Here is a 26,667-nt window from a genome sequence, read left to right as displayed (position 1 = left end):
AGTAACTTGGACCAGTGTTGATCATTTAGCATTGTTCGAGGCATAGCGAGTGTAAAATTGGGTTTGGCGATTTAATTTTACTATCTCGCTATTTTTTTAATCAACAAATGTCAACAGACCCTAGTTAATTCTGAAAATGATCATGAAAAATTTGCAGCACAGCTCAATGGATATTTTAGTTGTGATCTATCTCCTTTTGAATCTTTCAGTTTAATCCAATATTTGGATAAGAATTTTGATCTAGAATATGTTGGCTTAGGTGCGAGTTTATTATTTTTTATCAAGAAGCCAAGCTTTACCTTAGAGAAACTGGATTCTCTCTTCGAAGAATTAGATAACATTTATTCTTATAATCAAGAAACTAGTAGTAGGTTGAAACGACATTTATCAGATCATAATTATATGATCTTACCGTATGTTGATTCTCTAGATATATTTGATTTAGATGGATAATGAATATTAAGTTCCCCTAAAATTAACATAATACACGCTATACGAATACTAACTTTTATTTCATATAAATCATTATTTTATGCTGATATGAAAAGCCCTATCATCACAGATTGGGCTTTTTTGTTGATTCTTCATCTTCCACGGTTTTTTTAATGAAATCTAATGCTATAGCAACCAAAAATGTACAGATTAAATAAGAATAGATGTCCACGTGGTTATGGATTTTGCAGATAGGCAAATAAAAGGATTGGGGCGTCATTGTCAGTTAAATTCACGTACAATATCGATTAATTTGCAGGTATAGATCCTGCCTTATCAGATGATTCTGTTCTCCCGTTGATTATTGGCATTCATATGGCGCAAGCAAAGAAATCTTTTCCGCAACAAAAATCGGAACTACATGCACGAAATCTGCATCGCAGTCGTTACGATTTTCCGCAGTTAATCAAGAGTTGTCCGGAACTTGCGCCTTTTGTCAGCCCAAATAAATATAATGATTTATCGGTAGATTTTTCTGATCCGCACGCTGTGAAAATGCTCAACAAAGCATTGCTCAAGCATTTTTATGGCATTCAATATTGGGATATTCCTCAAGATTATCTTTGCCCACCTATTCCGGGTAGAGCGGACTATATCCACTATATAGCTGACCTGTTGAGTGCAAACAATAAAGGGCAGATTCCAACTGGACACGCCGTTCAAGTCTTAGATATTGGGGTTGGCGCGAACTGTATTTATCCGATCATTGGTCATCGGAGCTATGGTTGGAAATTTGTCGGCTCAGACATACATGCTGCATCGGTTAAAAGTGCTCAATTTATTGTGGAGGCCAATCCGAATCTGCGTAAAGGGATTCAGATTCGATTGCAGAAGACAGCGAGCAATATTTTCAATGGTGTGATTAAACCTTCAGATCGTTTTGATTTGACCATGTGTAATCCACCATTTCATGCCTCGCAAGATGAAGCCAACGCGACAGCAACGCAAAAATTAAGAAAACTGGGTAAGCCAGTTAATCGGACCAAGGTGGTATTGAACTTTGGTGGTCAAAAGAACGAACTCTGGTGTGATGGTGGTGAAGAACGATTTGTCTGCCAAATGGTGCAAGAGAGTATTCATTTTGCTGAGCAATGCCTTTGGTTTAGTACGCTGGTTTCCAAGAAAACAACATTGCCCGTGCTTTTAAAGGCCTTAGCGAAGAGCGGCGCAGTGGATGTGAAAACCATTAAAATGACGCAGGGACAAAAAGAAAGCCGTTTTGTCGCTTGGACTTTTCTAGATTTAAGGCAACAGCAAGCGTGGAAGAATGCACGTTGGACTTCAGCTTAAGTCTGTCTTCGTTGGAGATTTTCGCCTTGTCTTTGACAGCAATGCATAGGGCATCAATATAAAGTTTCCCATAGCGATAAGCTCAGTGTGTTGAATCAATCAGGAGATATTTTTGCTAAACAAGACGCATTGTTAATTGTTACAAAAAACAGCATCCAGCGATTTTTGATTATTTCGTGTTCTAAATGCCTTAAATTTTCTGCAAGGGCTTCTTTTATATGTGAAAAATGCGCGGAATTGAACTGCAAATGCGTATGCTTATCATTTAAATTTTATATAAATCATAAACTTACAAAAATTATATTTTGCATTCATTTTGAAACTTGTCCATAATATTTGAAAAGGGTATGGAGTGAAGAAAATGCGTGGCAATCCAGAAGTCGTAGACTACTTAAATATGCTGATCGGTGGCGAACTGGCTGCTCGTGATCAATACTTAATTCATTCCCGTATGTATGAAGATTGGGGCTTAAGTAAAATCTTTGAACGTATCGATCATGAAAGCCAAGAAGAAGGCTCACATGCAGATGCATTGATTCGGCGCGTATTGTTCCTTGAAGGAACGCCGAATATGAATCGTGATGATATTGAAGTCGGTACAGACGTTGTGACTTGTTTAAAAGCGGATTTGGCGCTTGAATATCATGTTCGTGAGAAACTTGCACAAGGCGTAAAATTGTGTGAAGAAAAGGGTGACTATGTGACCCGTGATATGCTCCGTCAGCAAATGTCAGATACTGAAGAAGATCATACTTACTGGCTTGAAAAGCAAATGCGTTTGATCGAACTTATTGGTCTACCAAACTATATTCAGTCTCAAATGTAATTTAAAAAATATCCAAAAAACCCAGCTTCTGCTGGGTTTTTTATTGGGCCATGAAAACTATTGTTGTAGTTTTTTAATATCTGCCAAGACTTGCGCCGCATGTGTCTGTGTATTCACACTGGTGTAGTGATAAACAATAATGCCTTTCGGATCAATCAGAAAGGTTTCACGTTTGGCAACTTTCAAAATCCCTAAGTTTCGTACAATACCTAACTGTGTCGCCAGCTTATGTTGGAGGTCGGCAAGAATTGGAAAGGGAAGTCCGAGTGCTTTAGAGAACGTTTGATGTGATGCAACATCATCTAAGCTTGCACCCAAAACAACCGCATTACTTTTTAAAAATTGTGGATATAGGGTTTTAAATTGATTGGCTTCTTCTGTACAACCGGGTGAGTTGTCTTTGGGATAAAAGTACAGAACGAGCCATTTCCCTTGATATTGCTTCAGTTCGTGCCATTTTCCGTTTTGATCTTGTAATTTAAAGTTGGGTGCGGGTGTGCCTACCCATTGTTTTTGTTTGTTTTGACTGGTGCTGAGTATTGATGTTTCAGCAACTGTGATTTGGGTAGTTGCTATTAAAGCACATGTCATGAAACAGATTTTTAGCAATGAAGAAACTTTCATAGAGCATCAGTTTATATTGTTCTTTATCTGATCTTAGCAAATTTTAAAGCGCTGTAGGCTGGCTGATTTTATATTTATTGAAGTCGATTGCGAATGTCTTTTGGCAAATCGGTTGATGTGCTGAAATGCCACTATCAAACTTGCTTTGAACTTTTATACTATGTGGAATCGTTTAATTTTAGAGTTTGTATTGAATCAACATATTTTACTTATTACTGGCTGGGGCGGCGGTCGTAAATTACTTGCTCCTTTACAGCAGGCATTGATCGCTCAAGGTTATCAGGTCGAATTATGGAATATTTTTGATGCCTTAAATCTAGAAGTGCTCGAACAGAAAGTTGAATTGGCGCAGCAATTTGATGTGATTATTGGCTGGTCTCTTGGTGGTCAATTGGCGACGATTTTGGTAGATGAAATTCAAAAAAAATATCAACAACAGAAAGTGCTGATCACATTAGGTTCAAATCCAAGTTTTGTGGCTGATGAACAGTGGCCTGCTGCGATGGATCAAGTCAGTTTTCAAAGCTTCAAACAATCTTTCGAGCAGGATGCAATTTCGACCCTAAAAAAGTTTGGTTATATGGTTTGTCAGGGCACTGATAGCAGCAAGCAAGATTTCATCACCTTGCAAAGTTTGATTCAAGCGCAAAATTTAGATGTGCTTCGAGCAGGATTGAACTGTTTGGAGAAGCTCAATAATGTCAGTATCTTGAAAAATTACACAGGTCATCAATACCATATTTTTGCTAAGCAAGATTATTTGGTTGGTTACAAAGTTGAGCGATTATTGCGTAATTTAGCTGTAAAGTTTTTGGAGACAGAATTGGTTTCCGGCTCACATGGCTTTCCATTGTTTCAATCTGAAGTCATAAGTTGCAAAATCTGCCAATATTTAAAGAAAATAGAACAAATCTCTGACTAGCTGGGCTTTATGGCAATTTATTTTTCATTGCCGTGGGTTTAACATCTTGCCACATTGATGTTTAAGCCTGATACATGGAGTGAGGGATGGCCAATTTAACCGATCTACAATTTGATCAGCAGCATATTTGGCATCCCTATACATCGATGACTCAGCCCCTTCCAACGTTTAAAGTGAAACGTGCGCAAGGGGTGATGATTGAGCTTGAAGATGGTCGTCAATTGATTGACGGTATGTCTTCATGGTGGTGTGCGATTCATGGTTATAACCATCCCGAGTTAAATCAGGCTGTGACCGATCAACTGCAACAGATGTCACATATCATGTTTGGTGGATTGACGCATGATCCCGCGATTCAATTGGCTAAATTACTGTTAAAAATCACCCCGCCCAGTTTAGATAAAATCTTCTTTGCTGATTCAGGTTCGGTTGCTGTCGAAGTAGCCTTGAAAATGGCAGTGCAGTATTGGGCGTCTTTGCATCAACCGAATAAAACCAATTTTGTCACTCCACGTTCTGGCTATCATGGCGACACTTGGAATGCGATGTCTGTGTGTGATCCCGTGACAGGGATGCATCAGATATTTGGTTCCAGTTTGCCCAATCGTATATTCGTTCCAGCACCGCAAATTGGCTTTGACCAAGTGTGGAATCCTATGGATATTGCTGAACTAGAAAAGACACTTGCTGAACAGCATGAAAATATTGCGGGATTGATTCTAGAGCCGATTGTGCAAGGTGCAGGAGGCATGCGTTTCTACCATCCTGAATATTTGCGTCAAGCTAAATTACTCTGCGAAAAATATAATATCTTACTGATCTTTGATGAGATTGCGACAGGCTTTGGGCGAACAGGAAAGTTCTTTGCTTGGGAATGGGCCGCAGTTGAGCCAGATATTATGTGTATTGGTAAAGGACTGACAGGCGGTTATATGACCTTGTCTGCAACTCTAACTACGCAGAAAGTCGCGAATACGATTAGCCAAGGCGAAGCCGGCGTGTTTATGCATGGCCCAACCTTTATGGCAAATCCTTTGGCTTGCGCTGTGGCTGTAAAAAGTACCGAACTGCTGCTTTCTCAAGATTGGCAAGCCAATATTCGACGTATCGAAACTCAATTGAAGTTTCATTTACCAACACTTTCATCGCTTGAACATGTCAAAGATGTGCGAATACTTGGTGCTATTGGTGTGGTGGAATTGACCTTTAATGTCGATATGAAAACGCTACAACAGGAGTTTGTCCGTCGTGGCATTTGGATTCGTCCATTCGGTAAGCTAGTTTATGTGATGCCGCCATATATTATTTCTGAGCATGCATTAAAAACCTTGCTAGAACACATGGTTGAGGTGGTGAAAAACATGGAGCAGCCAGCATGAATCTGCTCAACCATTTTTCAGATCAACTTGATCAACTGAAACAGCAAGGTAACTTACGTCAGTTCACTTCAAATCATCAGCATGATCGTTACATTAGTATTCACGATCGCAACATGTTGAATTTAGCGTCAAATGACTATTTGGGCTTGGCGTCCAATGTTCAGCTTCGTGAACAGTTTTTTGATGAAACCCCGAACGCACAGCGTTGGATGAGTTCATCCTCTTCGCGTTTATTGACGGGAAACTTTCCTGAATATGAACAACTTGAATCAACATTAAGTGATGCCTTTCATGGCCGATCAGCACTGCTCTTTAATAGCGGTTACCACATGAATATCGGGATTTTACCTGCACTGGCAGACAGTAAAACCTTGATATTGGCGGATAAGTTAATTCATGCCAGTTTGATTGATGGCATCCGATTATCGACTGCGAAATATGTGCGTTATCGCCATAATGATTTGGCGCATCTTTCTCAGCTTTTATGCAAATATCATGAAAATGAGGCTTTTGAGCGGATCATTGTAGTGACTGAATCGATTTTCAGCATGGATGGTGATGAAACAGATTTAGCTGAACTGGTACGGATCAAAAGGCAATTTAGCAAAGTCATGCTGTATGTCGATGAGGCGCATGCAATCGGTGTGCGCGGTGAGCGTGGTTTAGGCTGTGCTGAACAATATCGGGTGATGGATGATATTGATCTTTTAGTCGGGACATTGGGTAAAGCACTGGCTTCAATAGGGGGGTATCTCATCTGTCATTCGATTATTCGTGACTATTTGATTAACTCGATGCGACCGTTGATTTTTAGTACTGCACAGCCTCCAATCTGTATGGCGTGGACAGATTTTATTTTCAAGAATGTTTTAAATTTAAAAGCAGAGCGTCACCATTTACAGCAAATCAGTCAAAATTTGCAGCAAGCTGTGCAATCCCAAGGTTTTGATTGTCCATCTACATCACATATTGTGCCCGTCATTATTGGCGAGTCGAATAAAACTGTAGCAAAGGCTCAAGCTTTGCAAGCAGCAGGTTTTTATATCATGCCTGTACGTCCACCCACTGTGCCGCAGCATAGTTCGCGCTTACGCATCTCTTTGACTTCCAACATTGGTCAAGAAGAGCTGCATACATTAATCAAGCAACTAATGGCAGAGTAAGATGCTGGATAAATCTCAAATTAAGCAGCGCTTTTCTAAAGCTGTGTTGACCTATGATCAGCAGGCTGTGGTTCAAAAAAGAATCTGCACAGAGCTGGCAGGACTGATGGATCAGTATGTCGGGAAAAAACATTGGCATCAGGCTTTGGAAATTGGTTGCGGTACAGGAATGTTCACGCAGGAAGTGTTAAAGCATTGTTCAATTGATACTTTATATTTGAATGACTTGTCTGAAAATATCGTCACTTTGCAAGATGCTACCTTTTTGCAAAAGACCCATACCCATCTGCTGATGGGTGATATTGAAAAGCAGGCGCTTCCGCAAAACTTAGACTTGGTTATTTCAAGTTCTGCTTTGCAGTGGATGTCCGATTTACCGCAGTTGTTTAGCAAAATATATGAAGCTTTAAAGCCACAAGGATATTTTGTATTCAGCAGTTTTGGTACGGAAAATTTGCGTGAAATGAAGCAACTGACGGGCTGCGGTTTGGATTATTTTGAAATTCATCTGCTGCAACGGTTTTTGATGGATTGTGGTTTTGAATTTGTCATGATGAAGCAAGAGGTACAGCAATTGTATTTTGAGCATCCCCGCGATGTGCTTCAGCATATTAAGGCAACGGGAGTGACTGCAACGGCACAACATCGCTGGACAAAAAGCACTTTGCAACAGTTTTATCTGGATTATGCACAGTTTGTACATGCTCCTGATTCAGAGGATTTTCAGTATCCGCTGACCTATCATCCCATCCAATGTATTGTAAGGAAAAAATAAGTGGCTCAAATTTACTTTATCAGTGGAATAGACACAGGCATCGGTAAAACTTATGCGACGGGTTATTTAGCGAAATTGTGGAATGAGCAGGGCCAAAAAACTATTACCCAAAAGTTGATCCAAACGGGCAATGTCGATATTTCTGAGGATATAGAACAACATCGTCAAATTATGGGTACGAGGTTGTTGGTCGAAGATGAAACCAAACTTACGATGCCTGAAATATTTAGTTATCCTGCGTCGCCACATCTCGCCACCAAACTCGATGGACGTGACATTGATTTTGCTAAAATTGAATATGCGACAAAACGTTTAACTGAAAAATATGACAACGTTTTACTCGAAGGTGCGGGAGGGTTGATGGTGCCATTGACTACGGACCTTTTAACCATCGACTATGTTGTAGAGAAGCAATATCCCGTTATTTTGGTGACTTCGGGGCGTTTGGGCAGCATTAACCATACGATTTTAAGTTTGGAAGCACTAAAAAGTCGTGGCTTGGCGCTTTATGCACTGGCTTATAATTTAAATGATGAATCGCAAGATGTATTGATTTCTAAAGATACTGCTGAATATTTAAAAGCATATTTAGCCAAACACTTTCCAGAGGCGTTATGGATTGATGTTCCAGTGATTCCGTCAGTGTTGATTCCGTCAGTATAAAGAAACAAAAAACCGCTCAAATGAGCGGTTTTTTTATACTTAAGAAATTAAAATTTCTTAAAGCCTTTGTTGTTTCCGCTAAATGCGCGACTTGGCACAGAGTCATTACGACGCTCACGATTGCCAAAATTGTCGTTACGACGTTCACGGTTACCGAAGTTTTCACTGTTGCGATCATTACGGTTATTGTTGAACCCTTCGTTGCGACGCTCTGAACGGTTAAATCCATTGCCTTGGAAAACACCTTCAGTACGACCAGTACGACGTTCGCCACGGTTGTCTTGATAACCATTGCTTTGTTGTGGCTGGTTTTCGTCACTGTCACGACGTTGTTGGCGTAAGTAACCACCACGACGTGCTGCCATTGGTTTATCTTGCATACGTTCAGTACGACGTTTCGCCATACCAAACAGGCCAGTACCTTGACGTGGTTTAAGCTCAACGGACTTGGTTAAGTTGTCGATATCTTGTTTATCTAGCTCGATCCAGCGACCAGTACGTAGTTCGCGTGGCAGAATTACTGAACCATAACGTGTACGTAAAAGACGGCTCACTTTTAAGCCTTGAGATTCGAAAATACGACGAACTTCGCGGTTACGACCTTCTTTTACGACCACTTGATACCAACGGTTAATACCATCACCACCAATTTCAGAGAATGACTCAAATTTTGCAGGGCCATCATCTAAAACAACGCCTTGTAACATGTTGTTTTTTAACTGAGGAGTGACTTCACCCATGACACGAACGGCATATTCACGTTCGATTTCGCTAGACGGGTGCATTAAACGGTTCGCCAGTTCACCATCATTTGTGAACAGCAATAGACCTGTAGAGTTGATATCTAGACGACCTACCATTACCCAGCGATCACCGGTAATTTGAGGTAATTGTTCAAATACCGTTGGACGGTTTTCAGGGTCATTGCGTGAACAAATTTCGCCTTCTGGTTTATAGTAAATCAACACACGGCGACGAATTTCGTCTTCAATTTGGAACTGAACTTTACGACCATCGATGCGAAGCTCATCACCCGGTTCAATACGTTCACCCACTTGGGCAACTTGCCCATTTACGCTCACACGACCAGCGGCAATGACTTCTTCCATATAACGGCGAGAACCCAAACCAACGCGTGCGAGCACCTTTTGCAATTTTTCACTCATGACAGCATAACCTTAGAAATTATCATCAACAGTTCACCTATTTATGACTTCGGTGCATTCGCATCGAGGGCCATAAAAGCTTCCTTGGCATCCTGCAGGGGAGGCAATTGGCCCAAAGAGGTTAGACCAAAAGCATTTAAAAATTGAGGCGTTGTAACTAACAACGCGGGTCGTCCTGGGAGTTCACGAAAACCAGATTCTTTAATCCAGTTCCAGTCAAATAACGTACGTAAAATTTGACTATTGTTGGTCACCCCACGGATTTGCTCAATATCTGCGCGGGTTACCGGTTGATGGTAAGCAATGACAGAAAGAGTTTCGAGCAAGGATGGCGATAAACGAGTTGGTCGTTCAGGCCAGGTCTGTGCAATAATATTACGATATTTTGCACGTACTTGAAAACGGAAACCTTGAGCGGTTTCAACAAGTTCAATTGATCTGCCGTGTTGCAGCATTGAAAGCTGCTGCAAATATTGGCGTAATTCGGTTTTACTGAAACGGTCTTGGAAAGCCTCTTTTAAACGGGCAATACTCACCGCCGCTTCACTGGCAAAAATAATGGCTTCAAGCTGCATCAAAATTTCATGCAGATTATCTTCTGAAGACACCGCAGTCATTTGTTTAAGTTCAGTGTTCATGCACGTGCTCCCTGAATTGCAAGCGGTGCTTCTACACCTGATGCGACAATTTGAACTTTTTGTTGGCGTGTCAGTTCCAACACGGCCATAAATGTCACGACAACACCCATGCGGCCTTGGCTTGGCTTGAGTAAGTCTGCAAAATCTAATACTTCACCTGACTCAAGCTTAGTTTCAATATAAGCAATACGTTCTTCGAGTAAGACAGGCTCTTGTAGAATTTGGTGGGTAACCGGTTCTGGTCGATTAAAAACACAGAGTATGGCATCACGAAGTAATTGAATGTCATAACCATCATTGGTTTCGACAATCGTTCCTAAACTGACATTGGTATCGAAAGTATCCCGATCCAATACTGTCATTTGACCTAATCTTTCCGCAGCTTGTTTGATGCGTAAATACGTTTCTAAACGGTCAATCAATTCTTGTTTAGGATCTTGTTCATGTGCTGCGGTCGACTTAGGTTTTGGCAATAATAGACGCGATTTTAAATCGGCCAATAGGGCTGCCATCACCATATAATCTGCGGTTAATTCAATATCTAGAGATTTCATTGCATCCATATAGGACAAATATTGGGATGCAATCGGGGCAATATCGACTTGTAATAAGTCGAAGCCATTTTTTTGAATCAGGTAAATCAGAAAGTCGAGTGGTCCTTCGAAATGCTCTAATAGAATTTCAAATGCAGCGGGTGGAATGTACAAATCTTCTGGAATAGCTTCTTGCCACTCATCCAAAACGCGAATGTGTGGAGCATCTTCCATAGAATTATGGACAGTTTGGTTCATTGCAATTATAGGCCACGCGAATTTTCAAAGGCATGCAGACAGCTTTCGCTTCGATCTCACATCGAAAGTAAAAGCACAAAAGTTATAGGGAATAGTGTAATGGAAAAATGCGTTTAAAGAAATTACTGAACGGTTGAATTGGGTAAAAAACATAAAATTTATAGGGAATAGGCTTTATTTATACACATGTAAAATTTTAAAGCTGTGATATCGATCACAACTTGTGTTAATTATAAATAATACACTCATCAATCCATGAACTTATTTTAGCTGTGATGTCTGGATGGTGGGCGTCTATCATGAAATGATTTGAATGAATTGACTAAAAGAATATTTGCTATGCCACAACAATATAATCAATGGGGTCAGGCCGTAGGGATGACGTTGGCGCAGTTTGAACCTTGCCAGTTCAGATGTAAAACCGAAATGGGGCAATCTGTTCGGCTTATTCCAATGCTGCCAGATCAGCTTGATGATAGTCTTTTACAGCGGCTATGGCAGACAGTACAACAAGAACCTGATGAACGCTGTTGGACGTATTTGCCTTATTCTCAAATTCAAAGCATGCAGCAATTGCGTGATTATTTTCAGCAATCCTTTCATTTTACCGGTTCGATGCATTATGTCATTGAGGTAGGTGATGCCATTGTAGGGTGGATTGGATTGCTCAATGTACGCCCAGCACATGCTGTCATCGAAATTGGCAATGTCTTTTTTTCAAGTTTAATGAAGCGATCAACCGCCGCAACAGAAACCATTTATCTATTGTTAAAAGCATGCTTTTCAGCAGGTTATCGACGGGTGGAGTGGAAGTGTGATGACTTGAACACGCCTTCGAAAAACGCTGCTTTGCGTTTTGGCTTTCAATTTGAAGGGTTGTTTCGTCAACATGTGATTGTGAAAGGTCGTAACCGTGATACCGCTTGGTTTGCGATGTTAGATCAGGATTGGCCAATGTTGTCTCAAGCTTATGCAGCTTGGCTCAATACAAATAATTTTGATGAGCAAGGGCAACAAAAAATTCATTTAAAAGAATTTATGCAGCTTTATCGCGCTTGAGCAAAAGCCAACTATCAAGACTTTGAGCCTGTTAGTCATATCTTTTGTTCAAGTGCAAATTCTATGATGAGTTGGCACTGCGCTTGCGAGCAGAGGTTTTGATTAGCTCTACGTTTAAACAGTGATTTGACCGTTGATGCATGCAGAAAATAACGAAAAATTTGCGGCTGTGTTGTCGCTATTGGTGAAATTAAATTTTCATCTTTTGCCCTCAGTTGAGCCGTGGATTCTAAAGTCCACGGCTCAGTGGCATATATAGCAAAATGATTGAGACTGCTTTGCTCGGAGACACTGAGGTCTGTCGCATTTTGGAGCTTGAGTAAAATCTGAAATAAAGTCATCAGGTCGATTCCTTTATCGAAAGGTGCATTAACCGAGTTTTAAGCAGACGTATATTACATGCTGAGCCTCTGATTGGTTACAGTATGTATTTAACAGTACACGCTATTCAAATGCACTGACATCACCGACACCGCGGCGAATCACTTCAGGGTATTCACCTGCAAGGTTTACAACGCTAGTGGTATTTAAAGTACCTAAACCGCCATCAATTAATACATCTATTCGTTTGCCGATTTGCAGTTCAATTTCGTAAGGATCATCAATCGGTTCTTTTTGACCCGGTAAAATTAAGGTCGATGTTAATAACGGCTCACCGAGTTCTTTGAGTAATAATTGGCAAATCGGGTTGCTCGGAATGCGCAGTCCAATGGTTTTCTTTTTAGGATGCATTAAACGGCGAGGAACTTCACTGGTTGCAGGCAAAATAAAGGTGGTAACCGCAGGGGTATTATTTTTCAATAAACGATACATGGCATTGTCGACTTTGGCATACGTGGCAATGTCAGATAAATCAGCACAAATAATCGCATATTGATGTTTAGCATCGAGCTGACGAATTTGGGCAATGCGTTCCATGGCATTTTTGTTCCCAATCTGGCAACCGATGGCATAGGCGGCATCTGTAGGATAAACCACCACATCGCCGGCACGAATCCGTTCAACGGCTTGTGTAATTAAACGGGGCTGAGGATTTTCCGGATGTATTCTTAAATGCAACATGTCGTTTTCCTCTTATTATTAAAAGCTCTAGACATTATGTCGCGGTCTATTTGCTTTGTGCAATGTGAAATGCAGTCAAATTGTATAATTTAATCAAGCATTTCACGTTGAAATTCATTCGCCTGTAACATTTTGCCAGCACGTGTACAGTGGCAAATGCATTGGATAAAGCGCCAAGCATCGCGTGGAAGTTTGGCTTCGCCCTTAAAATAAGCCTGTAATTGTGCATAGACATTGTCTTTAAAGCTGCTGCCATCACCACCTTCACCAGTGAGGTTGTCGAGAGAGACACGAAACTTACGCCCAAATGCTTTGGCAAATAACCATTCGATCGCTTGCGGCTTAATTTCTACCTGTTCAAAGAGGGCTTGTTGCTCTTTACTACGACCATCAGGTGCATACCAATAGCCTAAATCGGGAAGTAAACGGCGTTGATCGCCAGCAATGGTCCAATGACTAATTTCATGCAGGGCGCTATTGAAATAACCATGGGCAAATTGAATACGGGCAGGGCCGTTTGAATCAGCAGGAAAGTATTCGGGCTCAAAGTCACCTTTCACTAAGCTCACATTCAGGTGGGAAAACCAATGATTAAAGTGTAAGATGAGCCAATCGACGTGTTCTGTTTCTGTGGAAAGTTTCTCCCAAGCCGAGAGTTGCACTTGGTCAGTTGAAATGTCAGAATCAAGCGTTGAAATTGTGCTCATAAGTGATGAAACATTCACTTCTGTTTGCGGCTGCAACAGATGCATAACTTAAGTTACCCAAATGGTCTGTCTAAATAAGTACAAAATTGTATCTTAATCTTTGACAGAGTACTGATGAATTTGTAGAATTGCCGCCTTAATTATGTCAGCAAATACCTTTCCGGCACAGATTGAGCCGTTTAAATGGGCTGAACAGGGCTTTAAATGGTCAGGAACACTGCCATTATCTCGCTTTGTTCGTATTGCTCGTGAAGCTGTTGGATCAATTGATGATCAATTGATTAACATAGACTGTAAGCTATCAATGGATGCTTATCATCGCATTGTATGGCTAGATGGTCATGTTGAAACAAATGTTCCAATGGAATGCCAGCGTTGTCTGGATACTGTTGAGATCCCGCTTGTTTCAAGTTTTCATCTAGCTCTTGTAGATGACGAGTCACTGATAGAGCGCTTGGATGAGGATGCTGATTTCATCGTTTTAGGTGAAAGTGAAGCAACAACCAAAGGTTCATATGATGCGCCTGCGACTGCTGATTTACTCTCACTGATAGAGGATGAATTGTTATTGTTGATGCCTTTGTCACCTAAGCATGACGCTTGTGAACATAAGCATCAACCTGCCGCTGAAGAGCTTGTTGAAGAAAAACGGGACAACCCGTTTGATGTTTTGGCAGGTTTGAAGGGTAAACTTAACTAATTTTTGTGTTATACTCTTGAGTATAAGACAATCGAATTTGTTCTGATCCATTTTTTCGATCTTTGTAAGGAGCCATCATGGCCGTTCAGCAAAACCGTAAAAGTCGCTCTCGCCGTGACATGCGCCGTTCACATGACGCTTTAACCGAGAATGCATTAACTGTAGACCAAGCTACTGGCGAGACTCACCGTCGTCACCACGTATCTAAAGATGGTATCTACCGTGGTCGTCAATTATTCGCTAAAGCATCTGCTGAATAATTGGTGATGTATTAAGCGTCAAGCTTAGTAGAAAAAATGGGAGCGTTAAGCTCCCTTTTTTTGTACCGATTTTTTGTTGCATTTGGCAATTACCAAGACAAAAATTAAGTGTTAAATTTCCGTCCCTGAAACAAGCTTACATGGGATTGTGTTGAATAAATGTCCAAATAGCATAAATTCACCAGTCTTGATAAAGGATTTTTTTATGTCTGCTAAACAACTCGAGCAAGCAGCTCAAGCTACTAAAACTGCATTCGTGTTCCCGGGTCAAGGGTCACAGAAAGTCGGCATGCTCGCTGAACTTGCAGAACAGTTTAGTAGTGTGCAAGCAACATTTGCAGAAGCATCAGAAGCAGTTGGTTTTGATCTTTGGCAAATTGCGCAAAGTGGTGAAGGGTTAAACCAAACAGAATTTACTCAACCTGTGCTACTGACTGCCAGTATTGCTTTATGGCGTGTGTGGTTAGAGTTAGGTGGTGTTGCACCGAAATACCTTGCAGGTCACTCATTAGGTGAATACAGCGCCTTGGTTGCTGCAGGTGCGATGAGCCTAGGTGATGCCGTTAAACTGGTGAACCTACGTGGTCAGTTAATGCAAAGTGCTGTACCTGAAGGTCAAGGTGCAATGGCGGCAATTTTGGGTCTAGATGATGCCAAAGTCATTGAACTTTGTGCTCAAGCAGAAGGCCAAGGTTCAGTAGATGCTGCAAACTACAATGCACAAGGTCAAGTTGTCATTGCTGGCGATAAAGCCATGGTTGAAGCGGTTATGGCTGCTGCTAAAGAAAATGGCGGTAAGGCAATCGCACTTCCGGTTTCTGTGCCATCGCATTGTGCATTGATGAAACCTGCTGCTGAACAGTTTGCGACAGCATTGGAACAAACTGCCATTGAGCTGCCTACTATACCTGTAATACAAAATGTAGGCGCTGAAATCGCGACTGATGTAGCGCAATTACGTCAGGCGTTAACTGCACAGTTATACCAATCTGTACAGTGGACAAAGACCATGCAGTATTTGCAAGACCAAGGTATTCAGTACATTGCTGAATGTGGTCCGGGTAATGTCCTTGCGAATCTCGCAAAACGTTTGCCAAATATTGAAAAAGCATTCCCACTCGACACGAAAGGTCGTATGGAAGATGCACTGAATGCCATTTTAGTGGCAGAAGGGAAAATTGCATGACACAAGAACGCAAAGTTGCTTTAGTAACAGGTGCGAGCCGAGGGATTGGAGCAGCAATTGCTCAGCAATTGATTCAAGACGGTTATTTTGTTGTAGGTACGGCAACATCAGAAGCGGGTGCAGAAAAATTATCTGCTGCTTTTGCTGAAAATGGTGCGGGTAAAGTTCTAGATGTACGTGATGCAACTGCAATCGATGCATTGGTATCAGACATTGAGCAAAACTTTGGTTCTGTATTGGTTTTAGTGAACAATGCGGGTATTACCAAAGATAATTTGTTACTTCGTATGTCAGAAGATGATTGGGATGACATTCTCAACATTCATTTGAAAGCCGTTTATCGACTTTCTAAACGTGTTTTAAAGGGCATGACCAAAGCACGTTTTGGCCGAATTATTAATATTAGTTCTGTGGTTGCACATTTTGCTAACCCAGGACAAGCAAACTATTCTGCTGCAAAAGCAGGGATTGAGGCCTTTGGTCGCAGCCTTGCAAAAGAGATGGGAAGCCGCCAAATCACTGTAAATGCAGTGGCTCCGGGCTTTATTGCAACAGAAATGACAGAACAGTTAAGCGAAGAAATTCGTAAAAAGATGAGTGATCAAGTGGCTTTAAACCGTTTAGGTGAGCCGCAAGATATCGCAAATGCCGTAAGTTTTCTTGCTTCTGAAAAGGCAAGTTACATTACCGGAACTGTATTACATGTAAATGGTGGTTTATACATGAGCTAAGCGCTCAAGTATAAACTTTCAAAACGATTTAGATTCAATTAAACTAACGGCATTAAAAACGCCACAAGCAATGAGGAGAATTCCTGTGAGCGATATCGAACAACGCGTAAAACAAGCAGTAGCTGAACAACTTGGTCTTAAAGCAGACGAGATCAAAAACGAAGCTTCTTTCATGGATGACTTAGGTGCAGACTCTCTAGACCTAGTTGAATTAGTTATGTCTTTCGAAAACGATTTCGACATCACTATTCCTGATGAAGATTCAAACGAAATCACTACTGTACAATCTGCAATTGACTATGTTTCTAAGAAACTAGGTTAATTTTAGATTTCAGCGATGCTGATTTAAAAAGCCACCATTCGGTGGCTTTTTTATGCCGAATATTTTGTTTTTACATTAGCTTACGTTTCTGTCACCAACAACAACTCAAAAGCGGTTATTTTTTAGCTATAAAAATAGAGTTTGAACAATAGTTAAATTATTTAAAACAGTAAAAACAACGGAGAAAAACATGGGTCTTTTTGATTTTGTAAAAGGTATCGGTAAAAAAAATACAGCACCTGCAGAGCCTCAGGCAGCGCCAGCAACACCTTCTGAACCATCTGCACAAGAAATTGCCAATAAGTTATTGGGTCATATTAAAGCACTGGGCTTGCCTGTAACTGGTTTGTCTGTGAGTTATAACGGGACTTCAGATCTAGCGACAGTGAAAGGTCAGGTACAAAGCCAAGCGGATCGTGAAAAGATTATCTTGGCGGTAGGGAATATTGATCATGTGGCGCAAGTGGATGATCAGTTAACAGTGACGAGTCCTGAGCCTGAGAGTAAGTTCTATACTGTCAAGTCGGGGGATAACCTGTCTAAAATCTCTAAAGAATTTTATGGTGATGCAAATCAATACAATAAAATTTTTGAAGCAAACCGTCCTTTGCTAAAAAATGCCGATGACATTTTCCCAGGTCAGGTGCTTCGTATTCCTGCATAAATATTTGTGTTTAAAGTAAAAAAAGCCATCTTGTGATGGCTTTTTTTTGTATGCGTGAATGGTGAAGTTGAATATAATGCGGCTGAAATAATTCAAAATAAGAAATCAATGAAACAAAAAATCATCTTTATTTTCTTGCTGTTGCTTGCAGTTGTTGTGTGTTTTTGTCTTTGGCTGCGGTGGGATGAGCGTATTGATCCTCGGGTGCTCAAGTGGCAGCAGTCTGAAATTTCTTATCATTCAAATTACACACAAGAGCCGTATTTTAACTTGCTTGGGCTGAATGCCGCAGATCGGTTTTCGGCATTGAATGTTGGGCGCTATCGTTATCATCAAGATTGGGCATTTAGTTTGTTGGGGCAAGAGCATCAGAATGTATTGGGCCAGCCATTGAATGCGAAGCTAACACGTGAAAAGTGGTCAGAAGAACAGACGAATTTAGTTGCGGAGTTTCAGCAATTGCTGGTCGATGATCCTAAGGCAGCTAGCGCATTTGTTGTTGAGCATCATCAGGTGCTCGGTGCGCTGATACAGCAAGAAAAGGTGCCGTTGCAGCGCTTTAACACATGGTTGCAGCATGCAGACCAATACCGCAGTTTAAGTATGCCGAGCAATTCCGCATATCCAGACTTTAAGTATTTAAATCAGTTAGCGATCCTTTATCAGATCAATATTGCGTTAAATAAAGAGGATAAGCTGGATGCTATATGGCTGAATATCACAGATTGCAGCAGATGCTTGAGCGCCCGAACTCATTGGTTGAAAGGATGTTGATTCAAAGCTGGCTGGCACGTTATGTTCGAGTTATACGTAATGAGCAATTAAAGACTGGACAAGTTGTTTATTTAGAGCCTTTAAGTACCCGTCAGTTAAGTTTGCGCTCAGCAGCGCAATTGGAAGCCTATGGTATATATGCGGTGTTGAAGCAGGTGCAGCAATCATCGGGCTGGAATACCTCCTTGATGTATTGGTTGTATTTGCCAAATCAAACTGCAAATCAATTGTTTAAGCAATATGAAGAGGCGGCACAGCTATCTGAGCTTTCTTATGATTCGTTTAGGATGCAGGCTGGTCAAAAACAGGGGTAGTATTCATCTTGGCATATCAAAAACTATTTGGGCAATACTTTGTCCAATATAGAGGGGGTGCCTTGGGAGCGCTCTGTGCTTGCAGGGCACATTTTGAATGATCGTATTATGATTTTTAATTTGTTGAATCAGGGGGCGACTGATTTAACGCAGTTGAATCAAAATAGCCACGGTCGACGTTTCTTTAAGAAAGAGGGGATGTTGTGTGCTGAAGTGCCGTATCCGCGTGAGCAATTTAGAGCACATAATTGGAATATTTTAGATAGCTGTGTGCAGTTGTAGTTTTTGTATATAAACATTTTGGTATAGAAATAAAAAAGCCCCAATGAGTAGGGGCTTTTTTACAGTCGTTTAGAAGCTTGGCTTCACGACCACTAAAATGATCACTGCAAATAAAATCAAAGTTGGCATTTCATTAAAATAACGCCAGAACTTATGCGATTTATAATGTGCATTTTCGATAAGCTTTTTACGGTAATAACCACAAACAAAATGATATATCACCAAAAGTCCAACCAATCCTACTTTTAGATAGAACCAAAGCGCTTCATGGTAGTGTCGTGTTGCATCACCCCAATCGACGAGGAAGTGCGCCGTGATCAATGTAGCAATCATTGCAGGCCACATAATGCCGCGGTATAGCTTACGTTCCATGATTTGAAAGCGCTGATGACTCGTAGCATCATCACTCATGGCGTGGTAGACATAAAGGCGAGGGAGATAGAATAGCGCTGCGAACCAGCAAACAACTGCGATGATATGTAATGCTTTGACCCAGAGGAAAGCATCTGATGGAGCATCCATATATTGACCCTTAAAAGGGCGGTGGGTGTGTGCTTTGGCACCGAAGCACCAAAGCAGCAAACTTTATATTAAGCTTCCCATTTTTTGAAAACGAGGCAAGCGTTTACACCGCCAAAACCAAAACTGTTACTCATCACAGTATTCAATTTTGCATCACGTTTTTCAAGTACGATATCAAAAGGTTTTGCACCTTCGTCAAGTTCAGTCACGTTGATGTTTGGTGCAATAAAGTCATTTTGCATCATCAAAATAGAGTAAATCGCTTCTTGTACACCTGCAGCACCGAGGCTGTGACCAGTCATCGACTTGGTTGAGCTGAGTGGAGGAACTTGTCCTTCACCGAAAGCACGTTCCATTGCTTTAAGTTCAGTAACATCACCTGCTGGAGTAGACGTACCGTGTGTATTTACATAGTCAATTTTGTCTACGCCGTGTTGTTTTGCTTCTTCAAGCGCCATCAGGACACAGCGAGTCGCACCTTCACCAGATGGTGCAACCATGTCAGCACCATCAGAGTTTGCTGCATAGCCGACAACTTCAGCCAAAATGTTTGCGCCACGTGCTTGAGCATGTTCAAGAGATTCTAGTACAACGAAGCCACCACCACCTGCGATGACGAAACCGTCACGGTCAGCAGAGTAAGGGCGTGAAGCAGTCTCTGGAGTGTCATTATATTTTGAACAAAGTGCGCCCATTGCATCAAATAAAAGACTTTGTGACCAATGGTCTTCTTCACCACCACCGGCAAGCATTAAGTCTTGTTTGCCCAATTGAATCAGGTTGTATGCATAACCAATGGCATCGGCAGATGTTGCACATGCGCTAGTAATCGTGTGTGCAATACCTTGCATTTTAAATGCAACACCCACGTTTGCGGTAATGGTGTTGGTCATGTTACGTGGTACAAAGAATGGACCAACTTTACGTGCACCTTTAGTGTCTAGAAGTTCTTTCATTTCAACAACAGATGCAGTTGAACCACCACCTGAACCACCAGCAATACCGTAGCGTGGATTACCACCAATTTGTTCTGCTGTTAAGCCTGCATTTTCTACTGCAGCCAAAGCTGAGTTGTATGCATACATTGCGCATACGCCCATAAAGCGTTTTAAGCGGCGGTCAATACCGTCAAAGTTTTGTTCTGCAGCCGCACTGACATGACTTTTGAAATTAAGTTCAGCATAACTTGGGTTGAAACGTGTTCCAGAAATCCCGTTTTGCAAAGAATGAGTGACATCTTCTAATGTATTACCAATGCATGAGTTGATGCCCATACCAGTGATTACAACACGTTTCATCTACAGATCCTTTATAGGTAGTGTGTGAGCAAGCTATTGAAAGTATACGAAGGAAACTTTCTAAATAGACGAACTCATATAATTTGATTGGAATAATGATAGCAGAAAGCTTTTTGAATTCTTATGGCAAATCCTATGCCTATTTTTGACTGAGCTAATTTGCAACGATGCAGCAAAAAACTTAACTTAAAGATACATATTCAAGTTGTGATAAAGTTTGACTACACCTAGTATTTATCAAGAATTTCAAGAATAGTCTGAATGGGGTAGGGAATGGCGAAAACGAATAATAAACCAACGGCTGGTCTGCTCTCAAACGCCTTTGGAGTGGCTAAAAAGCTCAGTTCTACAGGGGTGTCTATTATCAATCATGTTGCACCCGAATCTGTAACTAAGGTCATTCAACCACAAAAAAATGGTCAAACCTTGGAAGGTCAGTCACGTCAGACGAGCGTATTTTATGTGAAAAAATATGATAATCCACAGCAAATCCTGCGTGAACACGTTCCGAATGTTTCTAGACAATTATTCGGTCGACATTTTAATACCGTAAATAATGTAGCCAATTTTGTTGCTCCTCAATTTAGTGACAAAATTTCTGATTATTTATTTGATCGACTTAATCATTTTAGTTCGGATATTTCATCTGTAGATGCGGTGCTTGATGAAGCTGGGGTACGTGATTTAGAAGAGTTGACACAAGATGTCGATCGTTCGCGTCGTATTAGTCAGGCTCTGGGTGAGCAAAATAAATGGATTGCTTCGATTCAAGGGGCTTTAACAGGTGCGACAGGTGTCATCGGTTCAAGTATTGATATCCCTGCTTCACTGATTATGACTCTGCGAGTGATTTATCAAGTTGGACGTTCTTATGGTTTCGACTTAAGCAAAGAAAGTGACCAAGATATTGTTCAGTTTATTTTTAAACAGGTCGACTTGAGTTTAATTGCAGAAAAACAAACTTTGCTTATGGCAATAAAAGCTCTGAGTAGTACGCTACAAAATAGTGATTTACATCAGTTGCAGCAATTGGTGGGTTCAGACACCGATGCAGCAGCATTGAAAAAATATGTACTGGATGAAAATGGTCAGTTCAAGTGGGCATGGCTCAATCAAATGCCAAAAGTTTCACTTTTAAATCAGCTATCACGGTTATCTCCTGTGGCGAGTGCTGGTGTAAGTGTGGTGTATAGTCGCCGTTTGGTGGATGAAGTGAATCAGAAGGCACAGCAAGTCTTTTCAAATGCGCGCCAATATATTTTGCAGCATCAAGATATCACCTTGTCACCATTACATGCCTATGAGCGCTCTCTTGAGTTGCTTGCTCAAGCAACTCCTAAATTACTAGAAGGCATTAAGGCGAAAGATATCGATTTGGCTGAGCCTGTACTAGATCAGACCATAGATGTTACAGGTCATGAGAGTATCCGCGCAGTAAAAGTCACTAAAAAAGCACAAGTTAAAAACTCTGATGCAGCTAAAGTGGAAGTAGAGCAGGAACAAAAAGTCTCAGAAGGTTTGGAGGCACTTGCGGAGAAAGTTGTTGAGCCTCATGCACCCGGGGCTGCGCAAAAACCTGCTTTAGCTGAAAAAGATGAGTTTGATGTGTTGGAATCTGTACAGCAGGAGGATGTCCCAGTGGAAAAAGCTGCACCCAAAACTAAGCCGCGTAAAGCCAAAACAGCAGCCGTAGATAAAGTTACAAAAAAATCAGCAGATTCTTCTGAAAAATAAACTATTTATTTGTGGGTGAAAAATTGCGCAAATCATGATGAATAAATGTTTTCGATGATCGTATATTGTTGACCAATTTTAAGTCTTCGCTTACAATTGTATGCCCTCAAAAAGTAGTATTTTTTGGGGCTTTTTATTAACGGGAGAATTGCCAAATGGCAACAACAAATCAGTTGATCCGTAAGGGTCGTACAACTTTAGTTGAAAAATCTAAAGTTCCTGCGTTGAAGGCTTGTCCACAACGTCGTGGTGTTTGTACACGTGTTTACACAACTACACCTAAAAAACCTAACTCAGCAATGCGTAAAGTTTGCCGTGTTCGCTTAACTTCAGGTTTTGAAGTTTCTAGCTACATCGGTGGTGAAGGCCATAACCTACAAGAGCACAGTGTTGTTCTTATCCGTGGTGGTCGTGTTAAAGATTTACCAGGTGTACGTTACCATACCGTTCGTGGTTCTTTAGACTGTGCTGGTGTTAAAGATCGTAACCAGTCTCGTTCTAAATACGGTGCTAAACGTCCTAAGAAATAATCTGAAAAGATTAACTTCTTAGTTCGTTAGAACTGCAATCCTTTATCGTCTCGCTTGTCTGATTTCTGCATTTTTTGTGAAAATTCCAAGCGACGTATAGTAAGGCCAGCGAAAGCACATGACACTTTGTGCACCTGCTGGAGTAACCTGAAGTGTCATATTTATTAGGTGTATTAAAATGCCAAGACGTCGCGTAGTTGCTGCCCGTGAAATCCTTCCGGATCCTAAGTTCAGCAGCCAAACAATCGCTAAATTCATGAACCACGTAATGCAAGATGGTAAAAAATCTATTGCTGAAAGTATCGTTTACGGTGCTTTAGACCGCGTTCAAGAAAAATCTAAAGTAGACCCAGTTGAATTTTTCGAGACTACTCTTGAAAAAGTTCGTCCTATGGTCGAAGTAAAAGCACGCCGTGTTGGTGGTGCTACATACCAAGTGCCTATGGAAGTACGCCCATCCCGTCGTACTGCCTTGGCTATGCGTTGGTTAGTAGATGCTGCTGCTAAGCGTTCTGAAAAAACTATGGCTTTACGTCTTGCTGGTGAGTTGCTTGATGCAGCTGAAGGTAAAGGCGCAGCGATCAAAAAACGTGAAGATGTGCATCGTATGGCTGAAGCCAACAAAGCCTTCTCTCATTACCGTTTCTAAGCGGATAAAACAGCCCCTATTCAGGAGGGTGACAAATCAGTTGTCACTGTTTTGTCATCGAATCGCTTTAAGTTGCTATGCAGCTTAAAGCGTCCTGTTTTAAACAACAAAATTTAGGAATGCTAGAAATCATGGCTCGTCAAACCCCAATTTCTCGTTATCGTAACATTGGTATCTCTGCGCACATTGATGCTGGTAAAACTACCACTTCAGAACGTATTTTGTTCTACACAGGTGAGAGTCACAAACTTGGTGAAACTCACGAAGGTTCTGCAACTACAGACTGGATGGAACAAGAGCAAGAACGTGGTATTACTATTACCTCAGCGGCAGTAACATGCTTCTGGAAAGGGATGGGTAACCAATTCGAACAGCACCGTATTAACGTAATTGATACCCCAGGACACGTAGACTTCACTATTGAAGTTGAACGTTCTATGCGTGTTCTTGACGGTGCATGCATGGTTTACTGTGCTGTAGGTGGTGTACAACCTCAGTCTGAAACTGTATGGCGTCAAGCAAATAAATATAAAGTTCCACGTATTGCATTCGTGAACAAAATGGACCGTACTGGTGCGAACTTCTTCCGTGCTGTTGAACAAGTTAAAACACGTCTTGGTGGTAATCCAGTGCCAATCGTTGTTCCAATCGGTGCAGAAGAAAACTTCCAGGGTGTTGTTGACCTAATCGAAATGAAAGCGATTATCTGGGACGAAGCGTCTCAAGGTATGAAGTTTGAATATGGCGAAATCCCTGCTGAATTAGTTGAACTAGCTAACGAATGGCGTACTAACATGGTTGAAGCTGCTGCGGAAGCATCAGAAGAACTCATGGACAAGTACCTTGAAGAAGGTGAGTTAACTAAAGAAGAAATCGTTTCAGGTTTACGTGCACGTACATTGTTGAATGAAATTCAACCAATGCTTTGTGGTTCAGCGTTCAAAAACAAAGGTGTTCAACGTATGTTGGATGCTGTAATTGAATTCTTACCTGCGCCGACTGATGTCGAGGCGATTAAAGGTATCCTTGACGACAAAGACGAAACTGAAGGTTCTCGTGAAGCGTCTGACGATGCTCCGTTCTCTGCGCTTGCGTTCAAAATCATGAACGACAAATTTGTAGGTAACTTAACATTCGTACGTGTTTACTCTGGTGTGCTTAAAGCAGGTAGCCCTTGCTATAACCCAGTTAAAATGAAGCGCGAACGTGTTGGCCGTATCGTACAGATGCACGCAAATGACCGTCACGATATTGAAGAAATTCGTGCGGGTGATATCGCAGCATGTGTAGGTCTTAAAGATACTACGACTGGTGATACATTATGTGATGAAAACAATGTAATTACACTAGAGCGTATGGAATTCCCAGAGCCAGTAATTGCGCTTGCGGTTGAGCCTAAAACTAAAGCTGACCAAGAAAAAATGTCTGTTGCTTTAGGTCGTTTGGCGAAAGAAGACCCTTCATTCCGCGTACGTACTGACGAAGAATCTGGTCAAACAATTATTGCTGGTATGGGTGAGCTTCACCTTGACATTATTGTTGACCGTATGAAACGTGAATTTAACGTTGAAGCGAACATTGGTAAACCAATGGTAGCTTACCGTGAAACGATCAAAAAATCAGTTGAACAAGAAGGTAAGTTCGTACGTCAAACTGGTGGTAAAGGTAAGTTTGGTCACGTATACGTACGTTTAGAACCACTTGCTGAAGATGCTGGCAAAGATTACGAGTTTGCTGAAGAAGTTGTAGGTGGTGTAGTACCTAAAGAATTCTTCGGTGCGGTTGACAAAGGTATCCAAGAACGTATGAAGAATGGTGTCCTAGCTGGTTATCCAGTTGTTGGCATCAAAGCGACATTGTTCGATGGTTCTTACCATGACGTCGACTCTGACGAATTATCGTTCAAAATGGCGGGTTCTTACGCATTCCGTGACGGTTTCATGAAAGCAGATCCTATCTTGCTTGAACCAATCATGAAAGTTGAAGTAGAAACTCCAGAAGACTACATGGGCGATATCATGGGTGACTTAAACCGTCGTCGTGGTCTTGTTCAAGGTATGGACGATTTACCTGGTGGTACTAAAGCTATCCGTGCAGAAGTTCCACTTTCTGAGATGTTTGGTTACGCAACTCATATGCGTTCTATGTCTCAAGGTCGTGCGACTTATTCTATGGAATTCGCTAAATACGCTGAAACACCACGTAACGTGGCTGAAGGCATCATCGCTAAGTTCCAATCTGGCGGTAAAAAAGGTGACGACGAGTAATCTTTCGATTACTATAAGCCCAAACTAATTCATAGTTAAAAACCAAATGCTCATGCAGTATCCCTGCATGAGTAGTTTAAAAAGGAAGATCTCATGGCTAAGGCTAAGTTCGAACGTAATAAGCCACACGTTAACGTGGGTACAATTGGTCACGTCGACCACGGTAAAACTACTTTAACAGCTGCAATTGCAACTGTATGTGCAAAAAAATTCGGTGGTGAAGCGAAAGATTACGCTGCAATCGACTCTGCACCAGAAGAAAAAGCACGTGGTATTACAATTAATACTTCACACGTAGAATACGATTCTCCGATCCGTCACTACGCTCACGTAGACTGCCCAGGTCACGCCGATTATGTTAAAAACATGATTACTGGTGCTGCACAAATGGATGGTGCGATCCTTGTATGTGCTGCGACTGATGGTCCAATGCCACAAACTCGTGAACACATCCTTCTTTCTCGTCAGGTAGGTGTACCTTACATCGTTGTATTCCTAAACAAATGCGACCTTGTGGATGACGAAGAACTTCTTGAATTAGTAGAAATGGAAGTTCGTGAACTTCTTTCTACTTATGACTTCCCAGGCGACGACACTCCAGTAATCCGTGGTTCTGCTCTTGCAGCGCTTAATGGTGAAGCTGGTCAATACGGCGAAGATGCTGTAGTTGCTCTTGTTGAAGCTCTTGACTCTTACATCCCAGAACCAGAACGTGCTATCGACCAAGCATTCCTTATGCCAATCGAAGACGTATTCTCAATTTCAGGTCGTGGTACAGTAGTAACTGGCCGTGTTGAAACTGGTATCGTGAAAGTAGGCGAAGAAGTTGAAATCGTTGGTATTAAAGATACAGTTAAAACAACTGTAACTGGCGTAG

Annotated in this window: 31 protein-coding genes and 1 pseudogene; 23 read left to right on the top strand and 9 right to left on the bottom strand. The window is 41.3% G+C overall.

Going from position 1 to position 26,667, the window contains the following annotated elements; all coding sequences use genetic code 11:
* Window positions 1–111: 111 nt before the first annotated feature.
* The 3 genes and pseudogenes from FTT88_RS17395 to bfr all read left to right on the top strand — a co-directional run.
* A pseudogene (locus tag FTT88_RS17395) lies at window positions 112–453 on the top strand (hypothetical protein); the annotation flags it as partial.
* Window positions 454–807: 354 nt separating this feature from the next.
* Entirely contained in the window at window positions 808–1,782 is a 975-nt protein-coding gene (gene rlmF / locus FTT88_RS14555; protein ID WP_180005444.1) for a 23S rRNA (adenine(1618)-N(6))-methyltransferase RlmF, read from the top strand.
* Between the two features lie 361 nt (window positions 1,783–2,143).
* Window positions 2,144–2,608 carry a bacterioferritin gene (gene bfr, locus FTT88_RS14550; protein ID WP_067762676.1) on the top strand — a complete coding sequence of 155 codons (465 nt, stop codon included), beginning with the start codon at window positions 2,144–2,146 and terminating at the stop codon, window positions 2,606–2,608.
* Window positions 2,609–2,665: 57 nt separating this feature from the next.
* On the opposite strand, the gene FTT88_RS14545 is transcribed toward bfr, so the two are convergent.
* On the bottom strand, window positions 2,666–3,199 hold the full coding sequence (locus FTT88_RS14545; RefSeq protein ID WP_373683086.1) for a peroxiredoxin: 534 nt from the start codon (window positions 3,197–3,199) through the stop codon (window positions 2,666–2,668).
* A 193-nt stretch (window positions 3,200–3,392) separates the two neighbouring features.
* Here FTT88_RS14545 and FTT88_RS14540 point away from each other — a divergent pair, with 193 nt between their 5' ends.
* The 5 genes from FTT88_RS14540 (at window position 3,393) to bioD (ending at window position 8,134) form a co-directional block, all read left to right on the top strand.
* Window positions 3,393–4,154: a YqiA/YcfP family alpha/beta fold hydrolase gene (locus tag FTT88_RS14540; RefSeq protein ID WP_180005443.1), complete on the top strand. Its 762-nt coding sequence runs from the start codon at window positions 3,393–3,395 to the stop codon at window positions 4,152–4,154.
* Between the two features lie 86 nt (window positions 4,155–4,240).
* Entirely contained in the window at window positions 4,241–5,533 is a 1,293-nt protein-coding gene (bioA, locus tag FTT88_RS14535; RefSeq protein ID WP_180005442.1) for an adenosylmethionine--8-amino-7-oxononanoate transaminase, read from the top strand.
* Window positions 5,530–6,696: an 8-amino-7-oxononanoate synthase gene (locus tag FTT88_RS14530; RefSeq protein WP_180005441.1), complete on the top strand. Its 1,167-nt coding sequence runs from the start codon at window positions 5,530–5,532 to the stop codon at window positions 6,694–6,696. The genes bioA and FTT88_RS14530 overlap by 4 nt, the downstream gene beginning before the upstream one ends.
* A 1-nt stretch (window position 6,697) precedes the next feature.
* Complete coding sequence (gene bioC, locus FTT88_RS14525) at window positions 6,698–7,471, top strand: malonyl-ACP O-methyltransferase BioC (RefSeq protein WP_180005440.1); 774 nt, start codon at window positions 6,698–6,700, stop codon at window positions 7,469–7,471.
* A complete protein-coding gene (gene bioD / locus FTT88_RS14520) occupies window positions 7,472–8,134 on the top strand; it encodes a dethiobiotin synthase (RefSeq protein WP_180005439.1) in 663 nt (220 codons plus the stop codon). It begins immediately after the preceding gene.
* A 47-nt stretch (window positions 8,135–8,181) separates the two neighbouring features.
* Here the strand turns inward: bioD and rluB are convergent, their stop codons facing one another.
* Genes rluB through FTT88_RS14505 form a run of 3 tightly spaced genes read right to left on the bottom strand, consistent with a single transcriptional unit; the run spans window position 8,182 to window position 10,729 of the window.
* Window positions 8,182–9,300: a 23S rRNA pseudouridine(2605) synthase RluB gene (gene rluB / locus FTT88_RS14515; RefSeq protein WP_180005438.1), complete on the bottom strand. Its 1,119-nt coding sequence runs from the start codon at window positions 9,298–9,300 to the stop codon at window positions 8,182–8,184.
* 41 nt (window positions 9,301–9,341) lie between these two features.
* Window positions 9,342–9,938: an SMC-Scp complex subunit ScpB gene (gene scpB / locus FTT88_RS14510; protein ID WP_078190063.1), complete on the bottom strand. Its 597-nt coding sequence runs from the start codon at window positions 9,936–9,938 to the stop codon at window positions 9,342–9,344.
* Window positions 9,935–10,729, bottom strand: coding sequence for a ScpA family protein (locus FTT88_RS14505; RefSeq protein ID WP_180005437.1), 795 nt, complete (start codon window positions 10,727–10,729; stop codon window positions 9,935–9,937). The genes scpB and FTT88_RS14505 overlap by 4 nt, the downstream gene beginning before the upstream one ends.
* 339 nt (window positions 10,730–11,068) lie before the next feature.
* On the opposite strand from FTT88_RS14505, the gene FTT88_RS14500 reads away from it, so the two are divergent.
* Window positions 11,069–11,788, top strand: coding sequence for a GNAT family N-acetyltransferase (locus FTT88_RS14500; RefSeq protein ID WP_180005436.1), 720 nt, complete (start codon window positions 11,069–11,071; stop codon window positions 11,786–11,788).
* Between the two features lie 35 nt (window positions 11,789–11,823).
* On the opposite strand, the gene FTT88_RS14495 is transcribed toward FTT88_RS14500, so the two are convergent.
* From FTT88_RS14495 to FTT88_RS14485, 3 genes are all read right to left on the bottom strand, one after another.
* Complete coding sequence (locus FTT88_RS14495; RefSeq protein ID WP_180005435.1) at window positions 11,824–12,129, bottom strand: hypothetical protein; 306 nt, start codon at window positions 12,127–12,129, stop codon at window positions 11,824–11,826.
* 103 nt (window positions 12,130–12,232) lie between these two features.
* Entirely contained in the window at window positions 12,233–12,850 is a 618-nt protein-coding gene (locus FTT88_RS14490; protein ID WP_078190059.1) for an L-threonylcarbamoyladenylate synthase, read from the bottom strand.
* Window positions 12,851–12,939: 89 nt separating this feature from the next.
* Window positions 12,940–13,602: an elongation factor P hydroxylase gene (locus tag FTT88_RS14485; protein WP_180005434.1), complete on the bottom strand. Its 663-nt coding sequence runs from the start codon at window positions 13,600–13,602 to the stop codon at window positions 12,940–12,942.
* Window positions 13,603–13,699: 97 nt separating this feature from the next.
* Between FTT88_RS14485 and FTT88_RS14480 the strand changes: the two genes are divergently transcribed.
* The 9 genes from FTT88_RS14480 (at window position 13,700) to FTT88_RS14440 (ending at window position 18,790) form a co-directional block, all read left to right on the top strand.
* Window positions 13,700–14,257, top strand: a complete 558-nt coding sequence (locus FTT88_RS14480; RefSeq protein ID WP_078194223.1) for a DUF177 domain-containing protein — start codon at window positions 13,700–13,702, stop codon at window positions 14,255–14,257.
* Between the two features lie 77 nt (window positions 14,258–14,334).
* Entirely contained in the window at window positions 14,335–14,517 is a 183-nt protein-coding gene (gene rpmF / locus FTT88_RS14475) for a 50S ribosomal protein L32 (protein WP_004279227.1), read from the top strand.
* 205 nt (window positions 14,518–14,722) lie between these two features.
* On the top strand, window positions 14,723–15,703 hold the full coding sequence (gene fabD / locus FTT88_RS14470; RefSeq protein ID WP_180005433.1) for an ACP S-malonyltransferase: 981 nt from the start codon (window positions 14,723–14,725) through the stop codon (window positions 15,701–15,703).
* Entirely contained in the window at window positions 15,700–16,434 is a 735-nt protein-coding gene (gene fabG, locus FTT88_RS14465; protein ID WP_078190055.1) for a 3-oxoacyl-ACP reductase FabG, read from the top strand. Before fabD ends, fabG begins: the two co-directional genes overlap by 4 nt.
* Window positions 16,435–16,519: 85 nt before the next feature.
* Entirely contained in the window at window positions 16,520–16,756 is a 237-nt protein-coding gene (gene acpP, locus FTT88_RS14460; RefSeq protein WP_078190054.1) for an acyl carrier protein, read from the top strand.
* A gap of 190 nt (window positions 16,757–16,946) precedes the next feature.
* On the top strand, window positions 16,947–17,420 hold the full coding sequence (lysM, locus tag FTT88_RS14455; RefSeq protein ID WP_078190053.1) for a peptidoglycan-binding protein LysM: 474 nt from the start codon (window positions 16,947–16,949) through the stop codon (window positions 17,418–17,420).
* A gap of 108 nt (window positions 17,421–17,528) precedes the next feature.
* Complete coding sequence (locus tag FTT88_RS14450; RefSeq protein WP_180005432.1) at window positions 17,529–18,194, top strand: hypothetical protein; 666 nt, start codon at window positions 17,529–17,531, stop codon at window positions 18,192–18,194.
* The gene (locus FTT88_RS14445; RefSeq protein ID WP_180005431.1) at window positions 18,188–18,508 is read left to right on the top strand and encodes a hypothetical protein; all 321 of its coding nucleotides are present in this window, start codon (window positions 18,188–18,190) and stop codon (window positions 18,506–18,508) included. Before FTT88_RS14450 ends, FTT88_RS14445 begins: the two co-directional genes overlap by 7 nt.
* Before the next feature lie 39 nt (window positions 18,509–18,547).
* A complete protein-coding gene (locus FTT88_RS14440; RefSeq protein WP_180005430.1) occupies window positions 18,548–18,790 on the top strand; it encodes a hypothetical protein in 243 nt (80 codons plus the stop codon).
* A 69-nt stretch (window positions 18,791–18,859) separates the two neighbouring features.
* Here the strand turns inward: FTT88_RS14440 and hemJ are convergent, their stop codons facing one another.
* A complete protein-coding gene (gene hemJ / locus FTT88_RS14435; protein ID WP_078190051.1) occupies window positions 18,860–19,312 on the bottom strand; it encodes a protoporphyrinogen oxidase HemJ in 453 nt (150 codons plus the stop codon).
* 68 nt (window positions 19,313–19,380) lie between these two features.
* Window positions 19,381–20,610, bottom strand: coding sequence for a beta-ketoacyl synthase N-terminal-like domain-containing protein (locus FTT88_RS14430; RefSeq protein WP_078190050.1), 1,230 nt, complete (start codon window positions 20,608–20,610; stop codon window positions 19,381–19,383).
* Between the two features lie 273 nt (window positions 20,611–20,883).
* Between FTT88_RS14430 and FTT88_RS14425 the strand changes: the two genes are divergently transcribed.
* The 5 genes from FTT88_RS14425 to FTT88_RS14405 all read left to right on the top strand — a co-directional run.
* Window positions 20,884–22,344, top strand: coding sequence for an EcsC family protein (locus FTT88_RS14425; protein WP_180004226.1), 1,461 nt, complete (start codon window positions 20,884–20,886; stop codon window positions 22,342–22,344).
* Between the two features lie 155 nt (window positions 22,345–22,499).
* Window positions 22,500–22,874: a 30S ribosomal protein S12 gene (gene rpsL, locus FTT88_RS14420; RefSeq protein WP_000246374.1), complete on the top strand. Its 375-nt coding sequence runs from the start codon at window positions 22,500–22,502 to the stop codon at window positions 22,872–22,874.
* Window positions 22,875–23,052: 178 nt separating this feature from the next.
* Window positions 23,053–23,523: a 30S ribosomal protein S7 gene (rpsG, locus tag FTT88_RS14415; RefSeq protein ID WP_005011815.1), complete on the top strand. Its 471-nt coding sequence runs from the start codon at window positions 23,053–23,055 to the stop codon at window positions 23,521–23,523.
* A 131-nt stretch (window positions 23,524–23,654) separates the two neighbouring features.
* A complete protein-coding gene (gene fusA, locus FTT88_RS14410) occupies window positions 23,655–25,790 on the top strand; it encodes an elongation factor G (RefSeq protein ID WP_180004228.1) in 2,136 nt (711 codons plus the stop codon).
* Between the two features lie 93 nt (window positions 25,791–25,883).
* Window positions 25,884–26,667 (top strand): elongation factor Tu (locus FTT88_RS14405; protein WP_180174059.1); only part of this gene is annotated, 784 nt, incomplete at its 3' end.

Origin of the sequence: Acinetobacter sp. YH01024 (genome assembly GCF_013420195.1) — a bacterium.
Lineage (GTDB): Bacteria > Pseudomonadota > Gammaproteobacteria > Pseudomonadales > Moraxellaceae > Acinetobacter > Acinetobacter amyesii.
Note: the sequence above shows the minus strand (reverse complement) of the source record. Positions and strands in the feature narration are given on the sequence as shown.